The following is an 18,704-nucleotide window of genomic DNA, read 5'->3' on the forward strand; positions in this document are numbered from 1 at the left end:
CTCGCTGGCGCGCGCCGCCGCTGGGGGCGGAGTGTGCCATGACCGAAGTAGAAGCCAAGAAGCCGCAAGAAAGCCTGCAGGATCGACTCGCTCAGGTCGTCGAACTGTTGCAGCGGCACAGGCTGGTCGAAGACCTGACTCATCGCCAGGAAGGCCCGCACCACGACCGCGTCGAAGGTCTGGTGCATCGGCAGAACCTCACCGAGCTGCAGCGCAAGCTCGACGACCTGCACTCGGCCGACATCGCTTACATCCTCGAGGCCTTGCCGCTGGAAGACCGCCTGGCCATCTGGCAGCTGGTCAAGGCCGATCGTGACGGTGACATTCTTCTCGAAGTGTCCGATGCCGTTCGTGAAACCCTGCTGGCCGACATGGAGGATCACGAGATCCTTGCGGCTGCCAAGGAAATGGACGCCGACGAACTGGCCGACCTGGCCTCCGAGCTGCCGCGCGACGTCGTGCACGAGCTCATGGAAACCCTCGACGCCCAGCAGCGTGAGCGGGTGCGTTCCGCGCTCTCCTACGAAGAGGAGCAGGTTGGTGCGCTGATGGACTTCGAGATGGTCACCATTCGCGAGGACGTCAGCCTCGAAGTGGTGTTGCGCTACCTGCGCCGTCTCAAGGAGTTGCCGGGGCATACCGACAAGTTGTTCGTGGTCGATTACGACGGTGTGCTGAAGGGCGTGCTGTCGATCAAGCGCTTGTTGGTGAACGATCCGGAAAAGCAGGTTGCCGAGGTCATGGCCAATGATCCGGTCAGCTTCCATCCTGATGAGGATGCTTACGACGCCGCCCAGGCGTTCGAGCGCTATGACCTGATTTCCGCGCCCGTGGTCGACAAGAACGGCAAATTGATCGGCCGCTTGACCATCGATGAGATGGTCGACCTGATTCGTGAGGAGAGCGAAAGCGAAGTCCTCAACATGGCGGGTCTGCGTGAGGAAGAAGACATTTTCGCCTCGGTGTGGAAATCGGTACGCAACCGCTGGGCCTGGTTGGCCGTCAACCTGATCACCGCATTCATGGCGTCGCGTGTCATCGGCCTGTTCGAAGGCTCCATCGAAAAACTGGTGGCCTTGGCGGCATTGATGCCGATTGTGGCAGGTATCGGCGGTAACTCGGGTAACCAGACCATCACCATGATCGTGCGGGCCATGGCGCTCGACCAGGTCAGCACCGGCAATACCTCGCGGCTGATTCGCAAGGAGTTGGGCGTCGCGCTGATCAACGGCCTGGTGTGGGGTGGGGTGATCGGGGTCGTGGCCTATTGGTTGTACGACAGCTGGTCACTGGGTGTGGTGATGACCGCGGCGATGACGCTCAACCTGCTGCTCGCAGCGCTTATGGGGGTGCTGATCCCGATGACGCTGATGCGCATTGGGCGCGACCCTGCGATGGGCGCCAGTGTGATGATCACCGCGGTTACCGACAGCGGCGGTTTCTTCATCTTCCTGGGGCTGGCCTCGCTGTTCTTGCTTTAAACGCCTGTTGGCAGCCAACAAAAACCGGCCTTGAGCCGGTTTTTTCGTTTCCATGCCGTCGCTCGCGGGGCGTCGCAAATGGCGTGGGGGCTTTCTGCGATATCGCGCTGCCGGGTCAGTCGTCGTTGCCGGCTGCCATCTCTGCATCGTGGGCAATCAACGCCACCAGGGCGTTCTGCTGGCGACGCGACAGCTGGCGAAAGCGCTGCAGCAGTTCACGCTCGTGCAGCGACAATTCAGGGCTGTCGAGGCGGATGCCGAGTTCATCGTCCAGCGCGCCTTCCTGAAGCATGCTCTGCTCCAGGCGAGCGATGATCTCGGAGTTCATGCTGCGATGGTGTTGGCGAGCCACATCGGCGATGCGCTCGCGCATGCCGTCGGGCAACCGAACGACGAACTTGTCAGCCGTACGGCTGGAGTAGATAGCCTGTTTCATAGGGCGCATACATCAACCAAATTAGTTCAGGGAAACGAAGTTGTAATGGCATATAGCTACGGAATGTCAGGGTTCTGACCATCTTTCGCGTGTGCCGTTCAACGACGTCGGCATTTTGTCTGGTGATCGTACTTCTTGGCAGCAGATATTTGACGCCAATTACGTGTCGTATTCTGGACCGGGTGCCGGCTATTTGCCAGCACAACTTGTCAGAATTGACGCCGATTGCGCGCAGCATCGCATTTCTCCTGGATGGCAGTGGGCCGCCTTTGGCGAGATTCACTAATAATCGAGATAAAAAATGCGTTTCCTATGCACTTGCGCATTATGTCGGGCCGCTGCAGCGTGAATTGCTTATGATCGACGTCTGCTACAGCCCGGCATGGTTGGCTGGTGCCCTGTGTTTTCTGCTCTCGGCGAGGTATTTGATGAATGCTGGCAGGCTGATCTATCTGATGGGGCCTTCGGGTGCCGGCAAGGACAGCGTGCTGCAAAACCTGCAGCTCCATCTTGAGGGGCGGCGCTTTCGCGTAGCCCGGCGGGTCACCACCCGCTCAGCGGAGGCGGTGGGTGAGCGGGCCATTGCCGTGTCGCCAAGCGAGTTCGACGAGCGCGAGCGCGCCGGCGATTTCGCCATGGTCTGGCGTGCCAATGGTTTGGCTTACGGAATTCTCAAGGAGATAGACAAGTGGCTGGCGGACGGTTGCCAGGTAATCGTCAATGGCTCACGCGGTTATCTGCAGGAGGCTCGCCGCAGGTATCCCGATTTGCTCGCCGTTCTACTGGAAGTCGAACCCGCCATTCTCAGGAGCCGATTGCTTTCCCGGGGCCGGGAAGATGCTGCTCAGATTGAAGCACGGCTGGCCCGTAGCGCCGATTTGACCGGCAGTGCGCTCGTGCAAAGCGACGAGCGGATCGTCCGTCTGGATAACTCCGGTAATCTCGACAACGCCGTGCAGCGATTGCTCCAGCTCGTCGCCAGCTCATAGCTGACTCGAGCCAAGAGGCTGATCGTGCCTTAGCGCAAAATAGGGTCGAACTTGACCCGCTTGCCGATCAGCAGGGCGACGGCCAGCGCAACGCTGCTCATGGCCAGGGTGATCTTGGCGATGGACGTGAACCATATCGCCTGGTCGGGCAGGGCAAGCAGCCCGCCTGACAGGACCGCGATCAGCAGAAACAATACAGCTGGTTTAGACATCATGCTCTCCTCGCGCGGCAGGGTTGCCTCTAGAAAAAAGGGTCATGGGGACCATTGTGATCATCGTTGGGGTGTTGCGGTGGCACTCGATCCGACAATCCATCGATCAGCCAGATGGCCGCGCAGGTGATGGTTGCCAGCAGCAGCACGAAACCTGGGAAAAATACGCTCCACATGATCAGGCACTCAGAATGTGAAGCGTTGTTGTGGGCGGGGCTCCCACTCGCCAGTGGTCAGCGGCTTGGCGGCGAACTGGCCGGGCTCCACGTTGGTGGCGCGTTGAAACTGCACGGGAGTAGCGCGCATCTGCTGAACCACCTGCATGGCAATTGCCTGTTGCTGGTTGTTCTGGAAATTGGCGAATGCGGCCCCTGCAAGCAGGGTCAGAGCGATGGCAGTGGCCAGGACGATGAGGCTGTTCATGGGGTGGGCTCTCGCATTCGAATTCTATGCGAGTGAAATAGCAGTTCTCGTGCCAGGAACTTATTCAGAAAAATTACTTTAAAATCAATAACTTAAATATGAACAAACTGGGCATTTCCGTGCATGTTGCAAGGTGCTCGAATTGTTGCGTTGCAAAATGCACGGCGGCTTTCGAGGGTCAATCCAGAGGCAGTTCAGTGGTGCGTTTGACTTCGCTCATCGCGATGCCGGAGTGGGCCTCCTGCACATGGGGCCGCTGCAGCAATTGATCACGTAGAAAACGCTCATAACTGGCGATGTCCCGCGCCACGACCTTGAGCAGGTAGTCCGAGCTGCCTGCCATGGTGTAGCACTCGATGACCTCAGGGTAACCGGCAATCGCCCGCTCGAACTCATCCAGATTGCTACGCCCATGGGCGGACAACTTGATGCTGACGAATACCGTGATGGTGAAACCGAGCCGCTTGTGGCTGAGTAACGCCACCTTGCGTTCGATGAAGCCTTCTTCCTGCAGGCGATTGATGCGGCGCCAGCACGGCGACTGCGACAGCTCGACCTTCTTGGCGATTTCAGCGGCACTGAGGTCGGCATTGCGCTGCATGAGGCGAAGGATTCGCCGGTCAATGGCACTTAGCGAGTCATGCATGTTCGTTTCCGATTTGTGATTTTTTTCGAAACGTTCATGCGCAGTATTGGCGCTGACGGCATAAATGGGAAAGAAAAAATCGCCGCGCTCCTGTCTATGCTTAAGGCAGTCATCCTCCCAGTGATCCTGGTGGGTGCAGGCAGGTGATTAACCGTGTCACCTGACAGGTCGCTATAAAAACAACAGGAGCGCCGTCTTATGTCTCTGGCCGAAATCCGTCTGGACGACAAATACCGTCTCGCGACGGGCCATTTGTATCTCACCGGCACCCAGGCGCTGACTCGCCTGCCCATGCTGCAGAAGCAGCGGGACGCCGCCTGCGGGCTGAACACCGCATGTTTCATTTCCGGCTACCGCGGATCGCCCCTGGGCGGGCTCGACAAGAGCCTCTGGGAGGCTCGCGAATTTCTGCAGCAGAACGCCATTCATTTCCAGCCCGGTGTCAACGAGGAGCTCGGCGCCACGGCGGTGTGGGGCAGCCAGCAGACCAACCTGTTTCCGGGCGCGCGCTACGACGGCGTGTTCGCCATGTGGTACGGCAAGGGGCCCGGTGTCGATCGCAGTGGCGACGTGTTCAAACACGGCAACTCTGCCGGTGTCTCGCCCCACGGTGGCGTACTGGTGCTGGCCGGCGACGACCACGGCTGCAAGTCCTCGACCATTGCTCATCAGAGCGAGCATGCCTTCATCGCCGCCTCGATGCCGGTGCTGAACCCGGCCAACGTTCAGGAAATTCTCGATTACGGAATCATCGGCTGGGAGCTGTCGCGTTACAGCGGCTGCTGGGTGGCGCTGAAGACCATCGCCGAGAACGTCGATTCGTCGGCGGTGGTGGATGTCGACCCGCAACGCATCAAGGTCGTGATCCCTGATGATTTCGAGTTGCCCGAGGACGGCGTGCACATTCGCTGGCCGGATCCTCCCCTGGCCCAGGAAAAACGCCTCAACGTCTACAAGATCTACGCGGCCCGCGCGTTCGCCCATGCCAACGGTTTGAACAAGCTGATGCTCGATTCGCCCAATCCGCGCTTGGGGATCATCACCACCGGTAAATCCTATCTCGATGTCCGCCAGGCGCTGGATGACCTGGGCCTGGACGAAGCACTTTGCGCAAAGATCGGCTTGCGGGTATTGAAAATTGGCATGAGCTGGCCGCTGGAGCCGGTTTCCGTGCATGGCTTTGCCGACGGCCTGGACGAGATTCTGGTCGTCGAGGAAAAACGCAGCATCATCGAGGATCAATTGACCGGGCAGCTCTACAACTGGCCTGTCGGCAAACGGCCCAGGGTGGTCGGTGAGTTCGACGAGCAGGGCCAGTCGCTGTTGCCCAATCTGGGCGAGCTGACCCCGGCGATGATCGCTCGCGTGATTGCCCGGCGCCTGGCGCCGATCTATACCAGTGCGGTCATCGAAGCGCGACTTGGCTTTCTCGATGCCAAGGAAAAAGCCCTGGCAGCGCGCAGTTACAACACCGTGCGCACGCCGCATTTCTGCTCGGGCTGCCCGCACAACAGCTCGACCAAGGTGCCCGAGGGTAGCCGCGCAATGGGCGGCATTGGTTGTCACTACATGACCCAGTGGATGAACCGCAGCACCGATACCTTCACCCAGATGGGCGGCGAAGGGGCGACCTGGATCGGCCAGGCCCCGTTCACCGATACACCCCATGTGTTCCAGAACCTGGGCGACGGCACCTATTTCCATTCCGGGCACCTGGCGCTCCGGGCTGCCGTCGCCGCCGGGGTGAATATCACCTACAAGATTCTCTACAACGACGCGGTGGCCATGACCGGCGGCCAGCCCGTGGATGGAGAGTTGCGGGTCGACCAGTTGAGCCAGCAGGTTTTCGCCGAAGGGGTCAAGCGCATCGCGGTGGTCAGTGATGAGCCGGACAAATACCCGAGCCGTTCCAGCTTTGCGCCGATCACCAGCTTTCATCATCGCCGCGAACTCGATGCGGTACAGCGTGAACTGCGCGACTTCAGGGGCGTGTCGGTGATCATCTACGACCAGACCTGCGCGACCGAAAAGCGTCGGCGCCGCAAGCGCGGCAAGCTGGTCGACCCGGCGCGGCGCGCCTTCATCAACCCCGCGGTGTGCGAAGGCTGTGGCGACTGTAGCGTTAAATCCAACTGCCTGTCGGTGCTGCCGCTTGAGACCGAGCTGGGGCGCAAGCGGGAAATCGACCAGAACGCCTGCAACAAGGATTTCAGCTGCCTCGATGGTTTTTGTCCCAGCTTCGTTACCGTGCAAGGCGGGCAACTGCGTCAGCCGCAGGCGGTCGGCGCCGGGGCGCTGTTTGTGGCGTTGCCGGAGCCACGTCTTCCCACGCTGGACAGGCCCTGGAACATCCTTTTGCCCGGCGTCGGCGGCAGTGGCGTGACTACCGTGGGCGCTCTGTTGGGCATGGCGGCGCATCTGGAGAGCAAGGGCTGTACGGTGCTCGACCAGGCTGGGCTGGCGCAGAAATTCGGGCCGGTGAACACCCATGTGCGCATCGCTGCCCGGCAGGATGACATCTACGCCGTGCGGATCGCCGCCGGGGAAGCCGACCTCCTGATCGGCTGCGACCTGGTGGTGGCGGCCGGCGAAGACGCGCTGGCCAAGCTCAACGAGAAGGTCTCCCATGCGGTTATCAACGACCACGAAGCCGCTACGGCGGAATTCACCCGCAATCCCGACGCCCAGGTGCCGGGGCCGGCGATGCGCCAGGCGCTGGTCGATGCGGTAGGGGCCGAGAAAACCTGGTTCGTCGATGCCACGCACCTGGCGACCCGCCTGCTCGGCGACAGTATCGCCACCAACCTGTTCATGCTTGGCTACGCCTATCAAAAGGGTCTGGTGCCGATCAGCGCGCAGGCCATCGACAAGGCCATCGAGTTGAACAACGTGGCGGTCGAGTTCAACCAGCAGGCCTTCCTGTGGGGGCGGCGTGCCGCCTACGATGCTGCTGCCATCGAGCGTCTGGTTCGCCCGCAGGGCGATGACAGCCAGCGCTGCAGTACGCTCGACGAGGTCATCGAAGACCGTGTCGCACGGCTGACTGCCTATCAGAATGCCCGCTATGCCGACCGTTACCGTCAGCTGGTCGGCCGCGTTCGCGCACGCGATAGTGAGCCAGGGCAGCGCCTGGCTAAAGCAGTCGCGCGCTATTACTTCAAGCTGTTGGCCTACAAGGACGAGTACGAGGTGGCACGGCTATACAGCGACGCGGCGTTCAGCGAAGCGCTGCACGCTCAGTTCCAGGGCGATTTCCGCCTGCAGTTCCATCTGGCGCCATCCTGGCTCAGCCGCACCGATCCTGTAACGGGGGAGCCCCGCAAGCGTAGCTTCGGCCCGTGGATGCTCAGCGCCTTCAAGGTGCTGGCCAAACTGCGCGTATTGCGTGGCACCTGGCTGGACCCGTTTGCGCGCAGCGAGGAGCGCAAGTTGGAACATGCCTTGATTGGCGAGTACGAGCACAGCGTTGGTCAGTTGCTGGAGTCGCTCGATACGGGCAACTACGAAACTGCACTGGCCATTGCCGAGCTTCCCGAGCAGATTCGTGGCTACGGGCACGTCAAGGAAAAAGCGGTGGAGCATGCGCGTATGCAGGGGCGGCAATTGCAGGAAAGGCTCAAGGCCGGCCAGGCAGTGGTGGTCAAATTGTTCGAACCGGCTGCCTGATCGACCGCCGCGACATGACAAATCCGCTTGCGCTGGTTAACATGCCGCCCGGCGCCTCAAGGGGCGCCGGATCAATCGGGTCTCCTTAGTTCAACGGATAGAATAAGCCCCTCCTAAGGGCTAGATGCTGGTTCGATTCCAGCAGGGGACGCCATGATCCGCACGCTTCGATCCTGGTACCGGGCGTGTCACCAGTTTGCGTTAGCCTGATAGAAGAAAAAAACGCCGAGAGCCAATTCCTATGTCGCTTGCGACACCCGCAAGGGAGCGCCGTCAGGAATTGCAGGCAAAAAAAGACCCGGCAAAAAGCCGGGTCAATAACCGTGATTAGCCTGATGAGGAGATAAACTGGAAGCGTCCGACCAGGATGCATTCAGATTATCCAACCAGCCTCGCGGCTGGTGATGTAGATAATAGTCATTCTCGATTATTAGTCAATAAAAATAGTTCTCATTTCTCGCCTTGTGTTGAAATTGATTTTTTGTGTCTTGAAAATCAGCGACTTGCATGGCAACAAAATTTATTTCGCGCATGTCATCTTCACTGTACTCGGGCTACGCTAGGGGCAAACTCCAGGCCTGGTGAGCGACATGACCGAAGATTCCCACGACACTTCTCCGCTGAGCGCCGCTGAAACGCGCATTCTGGGTTGCCTGATCGAAAAGCAGGCCACGACGCCCGAGGCCTATCCGCTTACGCTCAATGCGTTGCTGCTCGCCTGCAATCAGAAAACCAGCCGTGACCCTCTGATGAACCTGACTCAGGGTGCGGTAGGGCAAGGGCTGCGGAGTCTGGAAGAGAGAGGTTTCGTGAAACTGGTAATGGGCAGCCGAGCCGATCGCTGGGAGCATCGAATCGACAAGGCGCTCGAGTTGGTGGCCCCACAGGTGGCTTTGCTCGGCCTGCTGTCGCTGCGCGGGCCACAGACGACCGGCGAGCTGCTGGCGCGAAGCGCTCGGCAGTACGAGTTCGACGACGTTCAGCAGGTGCAGCACCATCTCGAGCGAATGATCGGCCGACAGCTCGTGGCTCAGGTCGGTCGCCAGGCTGGGCAGCGCGAAGATCGTTACGCGCAGTTGCTGGGTGACCCCGAGCAATTGCAGGCCCAGCTTCAGGAGCGGGCGCAGCGCCCGGAACCGTCGAGTGGTGATTCCGCGCAGCGCCTGGAAGCCCTCGAAGCACGTATCAGCGCGCTGGAAGCGCGACTGGCGATGTTGGAAAACAACGCTGCCGAATGAGCATTCTTGCATTTGTTTGCAGGGCCGCTGGAATGAGTGAACTGTGTTCGATGTGCACCATCCATATGGCACAGCGGCAGCTTGGTAGCCTTGGTGATGGGTGACTTGCCTGGTCGCCCGTCGAACATAGGCCTGCTCTCGGAGCTGGTACAAGGAGTCGTTGCAGTCCAATGCGCTTGATCTGGAAATCCTTCAGTTCCCTTTACATTGCCACTGTCCTGATGCTGCTGGGTTCCGGCTTGCTGAGCACCTACCTGGCATTGCGCCTGGCCGAGTCCGGCGAGGGCGTGTGGGCCGGTGCGCTGATGGCGGCCAACTATTTCGGCCTGGTGCTGGGCGGCAAGATCGGCCATCGGCTGATCGCCCGCGTGGGCCACATTCGAGCTTACGTGGCCTGTGCCGGGGTGGTGACCGCGGCGGTGCTTGGCCACGGCCTGCTCGATTGGCTGCCGGCGTGGCTGGTGCTGCGCGTGTTGGTCGGCCTGGGCATGATGTGTCAGTACATGGTGATCGAGAGCTGGCTCAACGAGCAGGCGGAAACCAAACAGCGTGGCCTGGTGTTCGCCGGCTACATGGCGGCTTCCTACCTGGGCCTGGTACTCGGCCAACTGGTGCTGGTGGTGCATCCGACGCTGGGGCTGGAGCTGTTGATGCTGGTGGCCCTGGCATTCGCCTTGTGCCTGGTGCCGGTGGCGCTGACTCGTCGCCTGCACCCGGCACCCCTGCGACCTGCACCATTGGAGATGCGCTTCTTCTTTCGCCGCGTGCCGTTGTCACTGACCACCATCGGCGTTGCAGGCTTGATGATCGGTTCCTTTTACGGTCTGGCGCCGCTTTACGCGGCAGAAATGGGGCTGGCCACCGAGCAGATCGGTATCTTCATGGGCTGTTGCATTCTTGCCGGCCTGGTCGTGCAAGCGCCGCTGGGCTGGCTCTCGGACCGTTTCGACCGGGTCAAGCTGATTCGCGGGATGTCGGCTGCAATGCTGCTGGTGGCTTCACCCCTGGCCGTTCTCTCCGAAGCGCCCCTGTTGCTGCTGATTTCGGTGGGATTCATCGTCAGCATGTTGCAATTCAGTCTTTATCCGCTGGCCGTGGCGTTTGCCAACGACCACGTCGAAACCGATCGGCGCGTGTCGCTGACCGCCATGCTGCTGGTCACCTTCGGGGTTGGCGCCTGCATCGGACCACTGCTGGTCGGCGTGCTGATGCGTTTCTTCGGCGCCAACATGCTGTACGCGTTCTTCTGCCTGTGCGGGCTGTTCCTGGTCTGGCGCGTGCGTTCGAACATCGTCACCCACCTCCATCAGGTCGACGACGCGCCGCTGCAACACGTGGCCATGCCGGTGAACATGACCGCATCACCACTGGTGGCGGCGCTCGATCCGCGTGTCGATGAACAGGTGGTTCAGGAGCAGATGCAGGAGCCTGTAGCCAACGAGCCGAGCGACGACGAAACCCCGGCTGAGGACTCGCAAACGGCGACCACCACGCCGCAGACGTGAAGTCGAGTGGCTACAGGAAACCGTCGCTCTCGAATCGACGCGCTTCGCGCTGCAACTGGTAGACGAAGCGCTCGATCAGGCGTTGCTGAAGGCCGCTGAGGTTGTCGAAGTGCAGGCCGGCGAAGGTGACGTCCAGCTTGTCGTCGTAGCGGGTGTGCCGCAGTTCGACGGCCGTCTCCAGCTTGCCGACCGGCAATTGAGCGCAGAACCCGTCGTAGATTTGCCCAGGCTGTAGCTGCTTGCTGGCATCGCCGGCGAGGCGGATCTTGCAGCCTGATGCCGAGATGTCCAGCATCAGGCCCTCGAGCGGATTGCGCAGTCGCGTTCCGCCCAGCTGTACCTTGACCTGTTCCGACTGTTTGAGCGCAGCGCGAAAGGCGTTGCGGCGCTGGTGGTAGAGCACTTCGGCAGGAATGACGCCGACGTAGCAGCGTTCACCCTGATATTCACCCGTGCGCATGCCTGTCGGGCATTCCCAGGCGATGCGTACGCCGTCATGCAGCGACTCGACACTGAAGGCTTCGCCGTTTTGCAGGTAGCGTTCGCCATCGCTGGGAATCATTTCGTCGAGTATCAGCAGGTTGCGTTCTCGGTCGATCTCGATCACATAGCTCTGGAAGCGCTGGTTGCGCTCCAGGAAGGTCAGTGTCAACGGGTCATGGTGTTGTTGCAGCAGACGTAGGTTGGCAACGATCTCCACAGGTGCCTTGAGCACCTTGGGAGGTTGCGGGCCACAGTCCTGAACGAAGGGGTTGGACACGGTCCAGTGATCTCCGGGGCAAGGTACTGCTGCGTCGGTTGAGGCGAAGAGCCTTCACCGCGCATCTTGTCGTTATGTCAGGCCTGGCTGAGCGGGCGCTTGTTGCCGATTTTAGCGGTACCGCCGCTGCTGTCATAGAGCGAAGGCGTTTCGCTGCCGCGCAGAATGCCGAGCATGCTGGCGGTGGATTTCTGGCTCGTGCGAATGATTCGTCCATTGCGCAGGTTGGCTTCCTGACAGTGCTCGAGCAGTTCGCTCAACTGGTCGCTGGCTTGGATCAGCTCGCTGCCTTTATCCGAGCGCTCGGCAAGCGCCTTCAAGCCCGAGCGATCAGGGCTCAGCTGTAGGCTGATCAGGGCTTGCGTGCGGCTCTTGCCGTGTTGGTCGAGGGTGGCCAGCAGCGGCTGTTTACTCGCCAGGATTTCCTGCAGTTTGCTCAGGTCGTGTTCGCCAAGGGCTTCATATTCGGCGTCGAGCAGCTCAAGCAATTGCGCTGCATGGCCGATATCCTCATTGAACAGGTCGAGCAGGGGCGTGATATTCATGGTTCAGGCTCTCTGGGGTGGAACCGCTAGGCGCGCATCTGCTGTAGAAGCGGACTGGCATCAAGTCGGTTTCCGGGCGTCCAACACCCCAGTGCGAGCCGGAGACTAGCGCTGGGATTCGAAATTGAGCAGCTTGCTGGCAACGCGCTGGCTGTCGACCTGGTAACTGCCGTCGGCAACAGCCTGTTTGAGCTTGGCCACTCGATCACTGTCGACGGCAGGCTGATCGCGCAGCTTGTCGACGGTTTTCTGCAACTGTTGCGCTTCGCTGCTCAGCTGAACGGACTCGCCGCTCTTGCTATCTGTTGTCGCTGGCTGGGCCGTAACGGTGCTGCCGGCTGCCTTGTTGTCGATGGCTTCGTTCTTGCCGCCCTGGGTGCTGCCTGCACGATTGGTGCTGGCTGGCGTGGAGCTGTTGAGTCGGTTGAAGTCGATGACCATGATGCAAAACCTCTAACGGTGTGTGGACGCTTGCCTAGTGTGTCGGCTGTGCCTGGAAAAACTTTAGGCAAAAAAATCACGTCGCTCGCACAGTCTAAAACAGCCTAGCTCGCCCGTCAGCCAGTCCGTTGGCCGGAGCCTGTCTCACATCGATACTTCAACCTGCCCGGGGCCGGTCACTCGCGCGCGTACCACGCGTTGCGAGCGCTGGTTACGCACGCTGATCTGCTTGCCCACCGTGCCATCGGAAAGCGCTTCGCCTGGCATGCGCACATTGATGCCGCCGCTGCGGGCGCTGATGACCACCTGATCGCCGCGGCGGATGACTTCCGCCTGGCGGATGAAGGTAGGCAACAGTACCTGATCGGGCAGCAAGGGGCGGGTGGTCTTGCGGCCGATCGCCTGCTCCAGGTCGAGCATATAGCCCTGGTTGAGCAGGCCCACGTCGCGCTCGGCGAGCATCAGGTCACCTTCGCCGAGCACGCCTTCGCGTTTGATCGGGCGCACCACGGTCACCACTTCACGGTAGAGGCGAACCTGTCCGGGGACGAATACCGTCCAGGGGGAGATGCCGTCACAGCGTACTCGCATCGTCACCCGGCCAACCGGTTCGGCTGGCGTTTCCAGGGTGACCGTCAACGGTTGGTCGCACAACGGCAGGCGCAGGCGCGGATCAAGCCGGTTGATCTGCACCTCGTGGCGCCCCTGGATGTTGCTGCGCTGCAAATAGTCTGCAACTGCCTGCTCAAGAAAGCGCTGGGTCTCGCCGATAAGCTGATCGGGCAGGGTGACGGAGGCAGTTGTCAGCGTGCTATAGCCGAGCGCCATCAAAGCAGGTAAAACTGCCAGGCAACGAAGGCTCTTGGCCATCGCGCGTCGGATAATTGTCATTCGTGCATTCATGTCTGGTTCGTAGCAAGGCGCGTGCCGCCTGCTACGCTAACCAAATCTGATGTGTTACTGGAATCTTGGGAGCCCGTACATGGCCGGTGTGATGGATTCGGTCAACCAGCGAACTCAGCTGGTTGGGCAAAATCGCCTGGAACTGCTGCTGTTTCGTCTCGACGGCTCTCAGCTGTACGGGATCAACGTCTTCAAGGTGAAGGAGGTGTTGCAGTGCCCGAAACTCACCATCATGCCCAAGTCGAGCCCGGTGGTTCGTGGCGTGGCCAACATTCGTGGCGGTACGATCCCGATCCTGGACCTGTCGATTGCCACCGGCAAACGCCCGCTGGGTGACATCAATGGCAGCTTCGTCATCATCACCGAATACAACACCAAGGTTCAGGGTTTCCTGGTTCGCTCGGTCGAGCGCATCGTTAACATGAACTGGGAAGAAATCCACCCACCACCCAAGGGCACCGGGCGCGATCATTACCTGACGGCCGTCACGCGGCTGGATGACAAGCTGGTGGAGATCATCGACGTCGAGAAGATTCTCGCCGAGGTGGCGCCTACTTCCGAGGTCATCTCGGCTGGGGTGATCGATGCCGAGGTGCAGACCAAGGCCGTCAGCCAGCACGTGCTGATCGTCGATGACTCTTCGGTGGCCCGTAAGCAGGTGATGCGCTGCCTGCAGACGGTCGGCGTGGAGGTCACGGCATTGAATGATGGCCGTCAGGCGCTTGAATACCTGCAGGCCATGGTTGCCGAGGGCAGGTCGCCGGAGCAGGAATTACTGATGATCATTTCCGACATCGAGATGCCGGAGATGGACGGCTATACCCTGACCGCCGCAATCCGTTCCGATCCGCGCATGCAGAAGCTGCACATTCTGCTGCATACTTCGCTGTCAGGCGTGTTCAACCAGGCCATGGTGAAGAAAGTGGGCGCCAACGACTTCCTTGCGAAGTTTCGCCCGGATGATCTGGCTTCCCGGGTGGTGGATCGTATCAAGGCCGGCTGATCGTCAGCGTTACCAGGGCTGCCCGGTAATGGCAGCCAAACCGGCGAGCGCTTCACCCGCGTTCGCCGCTTCCGATTCAATAGATGGACGAGGCCTCACGAGTGTCTTCAGGTAATTTGGATTTCGAGCAATTCCGGATCTTTCTGGAAAAAGCCTGTGGCATCGTGCTGGGCAGCAACAAGCAATACCTGGTTTCCAGCCGGCTGAACAAGCTGATGGAAAGCAATGGTATCAAGACCCTGGGTGAGCTGGTGCAGCGCATGCAGAGTCAGCCGCGCAGTGGCTTGCGCGAGCAGGTGGTCGATGCGATGACCACCAACGAAACCCTCTGGTTTCGCGATACCTATCCGTTCGAAGTGCTCAAGAATCGCGTATTGCCGGAGCTGATCAAGGCCTATCCAGGGCAGCGCCTGCGTATCTGGTCGGCCGCCTGCTCGTCGGGCCAGGAACCTTACTCGCTGTCGATGAGCATCGACGAGTTCGAGCGCAGCAACATCGGCCAGCTCAAGGCCGGGATTCAGATCGTGGCTACCGACCTGTCGCCCACCATGCTGAACAACTGCAAGTCCGGCGAGTACGACAGCCTGGCGATGGGCCGCGGCCTTGCCCAGGAGCGCCTGCAGCGCTATTTCGATCCCAAGGGGCCGGGCCGCTGGGTGGTGAAGCCGGCCATCAAGAGTCGTGTCGAGTTCCGTCCGCTCAATCTGCTCGACAGCTACGCCAGCCTCGGCAAGTTCGATATCGTGTTTTGCCGCAACGTACTGATCTATTTCTCGGCTGAAGTGAAGAAGGACATCCTCACGCGCATCCACGCCATGCTCAAGCCGGGTGGCTATCTGTTTCTCGGCGCGTCCGAAGCGCTCAACGGCTTGCCCGAGAAGTATCAGATGGTGCAATGCAGCCCAGGCATCATCTACAAGGCCAAGTGATTCTTGCGCCATCGAGCGAAACGGGAGGCCTGGGCCTCCCGTTTTCTTTTCAGCTTCAGTTCACCGACGGTGCTTTGTCGCCGTCGCGTCAGAAAAGCGGCAATTCGATGTTGATATTGCCGCCCCTGCCTTGCCAAACGGCGGAAAAGCTTTGCCGCTCCTGCTGCATAAGCTCGCTCCTTTTCAGTGATCCTGCTGATTTATAAGTAAAAAAATTAGTTGGCACATGCCTTGCTAGGGTCTCTGCACGCAAACCGGCGAGCCACCCTGGCAAAGGTTCCTGAGATGAGCATCAGTTTCGATAACGCACTTGGCATTCACGAAAAGGCCCTTGGCTTTCGTGCCAAGCGCGCCGAGGTGTTGGCCAACAACATGGCCAACGCCGATACCCCCGGCTACAAGGCGCGTGATCTGGATTTCGCCTCCGTGCTGGCGCAGCAAGCCGCCAAGAGCAGCGGCAGTGGCGACTCGGGTCTGAGAACCACCAACAGCCGCCATATTGCAGCAGAAGGCGTGCCAATGGGTGACGCGGCGCTGGCTTACCGCACCCCCACTGCGCCTTCCATCGATCAGAACACCGTCGATGCCCAGGTGGAGCAGGCCAACTACGCCGAGAACGCGGTCGCCTTCCAGACCAGCTTCACGCTGCTCAACAGTAAATTCAAAGGGCTCGTCAGCGCCCTGCGTGGTGAATAAAGGAGCCTGATATGTCCCTTGCCAGTGTTTTCAATATCGCCGGAACCGGCATGAGCGCCCAGAGCACTCGTCTCAATACCATCTCCAGCAACATTGCCAACGCCGAAACGGTTTCGTCGAGCATCGACCAGACCTACCGCGCCCGCCATCCGGTGTTCGCCACCGTTTTTCAGAACGCGCAGGGCGGCAATAACGGCTCGCTGTTCGCCGATCAGGATCAGTCCGGTGCCGGCGTTCAGGTGCTCGGCATCGTCGAGGATCAGAGCAGCCTGATGCCGCGCTACGAGCCCAATCATCCGGCGGCGGATGAAGCTGGTTACGTGTATTACCCCAACGTCAACCTGGTCGAGGAGATGGCGGACATGATTTCTGCCAGCCGTGCCCTCCAGACCAACGTGGAAATGATGAACACCGCCAAGCAGATGATGCAGCGCGTGCTGACTCTGGGTCAGTGAGCGGGGAGTGAGAGATGAGCACTGTTGATGGCGTCAGCTCCAGTTCGGTACTGGACAAATATCAGGTCAAGCAAGATTCCGCGACGCAGAACAAGGAACTGGGTAAAGACCAGTTTCTCAACCTGCTGGTGGCGCAGTTGAACAACCAGAACCCGCTGGAGCCTCAGGGCAATGGCGAGTTCATCGCTCAGCTGGCGCAGTTTAGTACCGTGGAAGGGGTCGAGAAGCTGAATTCGAGCATGCAGACCATCCTGTCCGGCTATCAGTCTTCCCAGGCGCTTCAGGCTTCCTCGCTGGTCGGGCGCAAGGTGATCGTGCCGGTCGACAAGGCGGTCGTCGATACCAGCGAGAGCTTCAAGGCCAGCGCTGTGCTGCCGACCAGCAGCAGCAACGTGTACGTCAACGTCTACGACAGCGCTGGCGCCGTGGTCAGTCGTATCAACCTGGGCGAGCAGCAGGCCGGCAACGTCAGCTTCATCTGGGACGGCAAGGACTCGAGCGGCAACGTCATGAAGCCTGGTACCTACAGGTTCGAGGCGCAGGCCACGTACGGCAATGAAACCAAAGGGCTTCACACCCTGCTGCCGGCAAACGTCGACAGCGTCACCCTCGGCGGCAACGAATTGATGCTCAACCTGGCAGGAATCGGCAATGTCCCGTTGTCCCAGGTGCAGGTCATTGGTCAGTAATTAACAGGCTGTAATCGCCGGATTTTCGGCAAGGAGATTTTCATGTCGTTCAATATCGGTCTTAGTGGCCTGCGTGCTGCGACCAGTGACCTCAACGTAACGGGTAACAACATCGCCAACGCCGGTACCGCGGGCTTCAAGCAGTCACGTGCCGAGTTTGCCGACCTGTATGCCTCGTCCATGCTCAGCAGTGGCTCCAACCCGATCGGCAGCGGTGTACTGCTCAGTGACGTGTCCCAGCTGTTCAGCCAGGGCAACATCAACTACACGCAGAACTCACTCGACCTCGCCATTCAAGGCAGCGGCTTCTTCCGCACCAGCAACAATGGCGATATCAGCTACACCCGCGCCGGGTACTTCGGTACCGATCGTGAAGGCTTCATCGTCAACAACTTCGGGCATAACCTGCAGGGCTATGGCGTAGATGCCAACGGTAACTTGCAGAACGGTATCATCGGCAACTTGAGAGTGGAAACCGCCAGCCAGGCGCCGCGCTCGACGAGTACCATCACCCAGCCATTCAACCTGAACTCCACCGAGTCCGTACCCGTTTTGCGTCAGAGCGCTTACGATACCGCCTATCAGACGGCCTTCAATGGCGTGCTTTTGCCGGGTAACCCTAATCCGACTCCTGCTCAAATCGCGGCGGCTACTGCGGCGGCTACTCCAGCGGAACTCGCGGCGGCGAATGCGGCAGGCGCAACGGCGGGTACGACGGCGGCCAATGCCTCGTTCAATCCGGCTGACCCGACCAGTTACAACCGCTCCACCTCGGTCAATATCTTTGACGCACAGGGTAATGCGCATTCCTTTACCCAGTATTTCGTGAAGACTGGTGCGAATAACTGGGATGTGAAGATTCTGGTCGATGGCCGTAATCCGCTCGACCCGACCAGTACCCAGGCGCTGTCGGCTGGGGTGACGTTCGATGCGTCGGGTAAAATGCAGGCCATCGATCCGGCTAATTTGAACGCCGGGCTGACGGTCGCTCCCGATGGTTCCATCAACATGAATGGCTGGGTGCCTGCTGCGCCGACCAACGCTGAAGGTACGACCTGGGCGCCCAATGGCTCTACCGCCAGTGCAGCGATCAAATTCGATTTCCGCGGCTCTACGCAATTCAACAGTACCTTCTCGGTCGCCAAGGTGGTGCAAGACGGCTATAGCACTGGCGAACTGGCCGGTTTGCAGATAGATGAAACCGGCCAGCTCTTCGCTCGTTACACCAACGGGCAAACCAAGGTTCAGGGGCAACTGGTGCTGGCCAACTTCGCCAACATGCAGGGCCTGACTCCGGTGGGCAAAACGGCGTGGGTGCAGTCCTCCGAGTCGGGTGAGCCAGTAATCGGTACGCCGAAGAGCGGTACGCTCGGCAGCTTGCAGTCCGGCGCCCTGGAGGACTCCAACGTCGAGCTCTCGGATCAGTTGGTCAACCTTATCGTGGCGCAGCGCAACTACCAGGCCAACGCCAAGACCATTGAAACCGAGAGCGCGATCACGCAGACCATCATCAATCTGCGTTAAGCGTCAGGGAGCCGTTGCCGGAATCGGCAACGGCTCGCCGAGCGACAAATTACAGGCTCCCTTGGGAGCCTTTTTTATTTATTAAAATCGTTTAAATTCAATGTTTTATTATTATTTTTGCAATGTGGCACGTGTATTGCTTTTGAGGTTTCATCAGAGCCGC

19 protein-coding genes and 1 tRNA gene are annotated in these 18,704 nt (G+C 59.9%); 12 read left to right on the forward strand and 8 right to left on the reverse strand.

The annotated features are described in order from the left end of the window. Nucleotides 1–38: 38 nt before the first annotated feature. Complete coding sequence (gene mgtE / locus BVH03_RS06775; protein ID WP_075960459.1) at nt 39–1,481, forward strand: magnesium transporter; 1,443 nt, start codon at nt 39–41, stop codon at nt 1,479–1,481. Nucleotides 1,482–1,596: 115 nt separating this feature from the next. Here mgtE and BVH03_RS06780 read toward each other — a convergent pair whose 3' ends face one another. Continuing rightward, the gene (locus tag BVH03_RS06780; protein ID WP_075960460.1) at nt 1,597–1,926 is read right to left on the reverse strand and encodes an Arc family DNA-binding protein; all 330 of its coding nucleotides are present in this window, start codon (nt 1,924–1,926) and stop codon (nt 1,597–1,599) included. Nucleotides 1,927–2,345: 419 nt separating this feature from the next. Between BVH03_RS06780 and phnN the strand changes: the two genes are divergently transcribed. Continuing rightward, on the forward strand, nt 2,346–2,906 hold the full coding sequence (gene phnN / locus BVH03_RS06785; protein WP_075960514.1) for a phosphonate metabolism protein/1,5-bisphosphokinase (PRPP-forming) PhnN: 561 nt from the start codon (nt 2,346–2,348) through the stop codon (nt 2,904–2,906). Nucleotides 2,907–2,935: 29 nt separating this feature from the next. Here phnN and BVH03_RS25835 read toward each other — a convergent pair whose 3' ends face one another. The 3 genes from BVH03_RS25835 to BVH03_RS06795 form a co-directional block, all read right to left on the reverse strand. Next, a complete protein-coding gene (locus tag BVH03_RS25835) occupies nt 2,936–3,118 on the reverse strand; it encodes a PA3371 family protein (RefSeq protein ID WP_143485900.1) in 183 nt (60 codons plus the stop codon). 186 nt (nt 3,119–3,304) lie between these two features. Then, nucleotides 3,305–3,541: a hypothetical protein gene (locus BVH03_RS06790; RefSeq protein ID WP_075960461.1), complete on the reverse strand. Its 237-nt coding sequence runs from the start codon at nt 3,539–3,541 to the stop codon at nt 3,305–3,307. A gap of 178 nt (nt 3,542–3,719) precedes the next feature. After that, a complete protein-coding gene (locus tag BVH03_RS06795) occupies nt 3,720–4,187 on the reverse strand; it encodes an Lrp/AsnC family transcriptional regulator (RefSeq protein ID WP_075931093.1) in 468 nt (155 codons plus the stop codon). A gap of 198 nt (nt 4,188–4,385) precedes the next feature. On the opposite strand from BVH03_RS06795, the gene BVH03_RS06800 reads away from it, so the two are divergent. The 4 genes from BVH03_RS06800 (at nt 4,386) to BVH03_RS06815 (ending at nt 10,596) form a co-directional block, all read left to right on the forward strand. Further along, nucleotides 4,386–7,853, forward strand: a complete 3,468-nt coding sequence (locus tag BVH03_RS06800; RefSeq protein ID WP_075960462.1) for an indolepyruvate ferredoxin oxidoreductase family protein — start codon at nt 4,386–4,388, stop codon at nt 7,851–7,853. Nucleotides 7,854–7,932: 79 nt separating this feature from the next. Continuing rightward, nucleotides 7,933–8,007, forward strand: a tRNA-Arg gene (locus BVH03_RS06805). Nucleotides 8,008–8,434: 427 nt separating this feature from the next. Further along, a complete protein-coding gene (locus BVH03_RS06810) occupies nt 8,435–9,091 on the forward strand; it encodes a YceH family protein (protein ID WP_371915346.1) in 657 nt (218 codons plus the stop codon). A 170-nt stretch (nt 9,092–9,261) separates the two neighbouring features. Beyond that, the gene (locus tag BVH03_RS06815) at nt 9,262–10,596 is read left to right on the forward strand and encodes an MFS transporter (protein ID WP_075960464.1); all 1,335 of its coding nucleotides are present in this window, start codon (nt 9,262–9,264) and stop codon (nt 10,594–10,596) included. Nucleotides 10,597–10,606: 10 nt separating this feature from the next. Here BVH03_RS06815 and BVH03_RS06820 read toward each other — a convergent pair whose 3' ends face one another. The 4 genes from BVH03_RS06820 to flgA all read right to left on the reverse strand — a co-directional run bounded on the left by BVH03_RS06820 (nt 10,607) and on the right by flgA (nt 13,245). Next, nucleotides 10,607–11,356: a flagellar brake protein gene (locus tag BVH03_RS06820; protein ID WP_075960465.1), complete on the reverse strand. Its 750-nt coding sequence runs from the start codon at nt 11,354–11,356 to the stop codon at nt 10,607–10,609. A gap of 77 nt (nt 11,357–11,433) precedes the next feature. Further along, complete coding sequence (locus tag BVH03_RS06825; RefSeq protein ID WP_075960466.1) at nt 11,434–11,901, reverse strand: flagella synthesis protein FlgN; 468 nt, start codon at nt 11,899–11,901, stop codon at nt 11,434–11,436. 105 nt (nt 11,902–12,006) lie between these two features. Next, on the reverse strand, nt 12,007–12,342 hold the full coding sequence (gene flgM / locus BVH03_RS06830) for a flagellar biosynthesis anti-sigma factor FlgM (RefSeq protein ID WP_075960467.1): 336 nt from the start codon (nt 12,340–12,342) through the stop codon (nt 12,007–12,009). Nucleotides 12,343–12,486: 144 nt separating this feature from the next. After that, a complete protein-coding gene (gene flgA / locus BVH03_RS06835; RefSeq protein ID WP_075960468.1) occupies nt 12,487–13,245 on the reverse strand; it encodes a flagellar basal body P-ring formation chaperone FlgA in 759 nt (252 codons plus the stop codon). A 79-nt stretch (nt 13,246–13,324) separates the two neighbouring features. Between flgA and BVH03_RS06840 the strand changes: the two genes are divergently transcribed. The 6 genes from BVH03_RS06840 (at nt 13,325) to BVH03_RS06865 (ending at nt 18,541) form a co-directional block, all read left to right on the forward strand. After that, complete coding sequence (locus BVH03_RS06840; protein ID WP_075960469.1) at nt 13,325–14,248, forward strand: chemotaxis protein CheV; 924 nt, start codon at nt 13,325–13,327, stop codon at nt 14,246–14,248. Nucleotides 14,249–14,349: 101 nt separating this feature from the next. After that, a complete protein-coding gene (gene cheR, locus BVH03_RS06845) occupies nt 14,350–15,177 on the forward strand; it encodes a protein-glutamate O-methyltransferase CheR (RefSeq protein WP_075960470.1) in 828 nt (275 codons plus the stop codon). Between the two features lie 285 nt (nt 15,178–15,462). Then, nucleotides 15,463–15,873, forward strand: coding sequence for a flagellar basal body rod protein FlgB (gene flgB, locus BVH03_RS06850; RefSeq protein WP_075960471.1), 411 nt, complete (start codon nt 15,463–15,465; stop codon nt 15,871–15,873). An 11-nt stretch (nt 15,874–15,884) separates the two neighbouring features. Next, a complete protein-coding gene (flgC, locus tag BVH03_RS06855) occupies nt 15,885–16,328 on the forward strand; it encodes a flagellar basal body rod protein FlgC (RefSeq protein WP_075960472.1) in 444 nt (147 codons plus the stop codon). A gap of 14 nt (nt 16,329–16,342) precedes the next feature. After that, nucleotides 16,343–17,017: a flagellar hook assembly protein FlgD gene (flgD, locus tag BVH03_RS06860; RefSeq protein WP_075960473.1), complete on the forward strand. Its 675-nt coding sequence runs from the start codon at nt 16,343–16,345 to the stop codon at nt 17,015–17,017. Between the two features lie 42 nt (nt 17,018–17,059). Next, nucleotides 17,060–18,541 (forward strand): flagellar hook protein FlgE, encoded by a 1,482-nt coding sequence (locus BVH03_RS06865; RefSeq protein WP_075960474.1) that lies wholly within the window; start codon nt 17,060–17,062, stop codon nt 18,539–18,541. Nucleotides 18,542–18,704 lie beyond the last annotated feature (163 nt).

Origin of the sequence: Pseudomonas sp. PA15(2017) (assembly GCF_001945395.1) — a bacterium.
In the GTDB taxonomy this organism is placed as follows: Bacteria; Pseudomonadota; Gammaproteobacteria; order Pseudomonadales; family Pseudomonadaceae; genus Aquipseudomonas.

Bases quoted from the DNA above. Each gene is read 5' to 3' on its own strand.
- mgtE (WP_075960459.1), top strand. From the start codon at position 39: ATGACCGAAGTAGAAGCCAAGAAGCCGCAAGAAAGCCTGCAGGATCGA.
- BVH03_RS06780 (WP_075960460.1), bottom strand. From the start codon at position 1,926: ATGCGCCCTATGAAACAGGCTATCTACTCCAGCCGTACGGCTGACAAG.
- phnN (WP_075960514.1), top strand. From the start codon at position 2,346: ATGAATGCTGGCAGGCTGATCTATCTGATGGGGCCTTCGGGTGCCGGC.
- BVH03_RS25835 (WP_143485900.1), bottom strand. From the start codon at position 3,118: ATGTCTAAACCAGCTGTATTGTTTCTGCTGATCGCGGTCCTGTCAGGC.
- BVH03_RS06790 (WP_075960461.1), bottom strand. From the start codon at position 3,541: ATGAACAGCCTCATCGTCCTGGCCACTGCCATCGCTCTGACCCTGCTT.
- BVH03_RS06795 (WP_075931093.1), bottom strand. From the start codon at position 4,187: ATGCATGACTCGCTAAGTGCCATTGACCGGCGAATCCTTCGCCTCATG.
- BVH03_RS06800 (WP_075960462.1), top strand. From the start codon at position 4,386: ATGTCTCTGGCCGAAATCCGTCTGGACGACAAATACCGTCTCGCGACG.
- BVH03_RS06815 (WP_075960464.1), top strand. From the start codon at position 9,262: ATGCGCTTGATCTGGAAATCCTTCAGTTCCCTTTACATTGCCACTGTC.
- BVH03_RS06825 (WP_075960466.1), bottom strand. From the start codon at position 11,901: ATGAATATCACGCCCCTGCTCGACCTGTTCAATGAGGATATCGGCCAT.
- flgM (WP_075960467.1), bottom strand. From the start codon at position 12,342: ATGGTCATCGACTTCAACCGACTCAACAGCTCCACGCCAGCCAGCACC.
- flgA (WP_075960468.1), bottom strand. From the start codon at position 13,245: ATGAATGCACGAATGACAATTATCCGACGCGCGATGGCCAAGAGCCTT.
- BVH03_RS06840 (WP_075960469.1), top strand. From the start codon at position 13,325: ATGGCCGGTGTGATGGATTCGGTCAACCAGCGAACTCAGCTGGTTGGG.
- flgB (WP_075960471.1), top strand. From the start codon at position 15,463: ATGAGCATCAGTTTCGATAACGCACTTGGCATTCACGAAAAGGCCCTT.
- flgC (WP_075960472.1), top strand. From the start codon at position 15,885: ATGTCCCTTGCCAGTGTTTTCAATATCGCCGGAACCGGCATGAGCGCC.
- flgD (WP_075960473.1), top strand. From the start codon at position 16,343: ATGAGCACTGTTGATGGCGTCAGCTCCAGTTCGGTACTGGACAAATAT.
- BVH03_RS06865 (WP_075960474.1), top strand. From the start codon at position 17,060: ATGTCGTTCAATATCGGTCTTAGTGGCCTGCGTGCTGCGACCAGTGAC.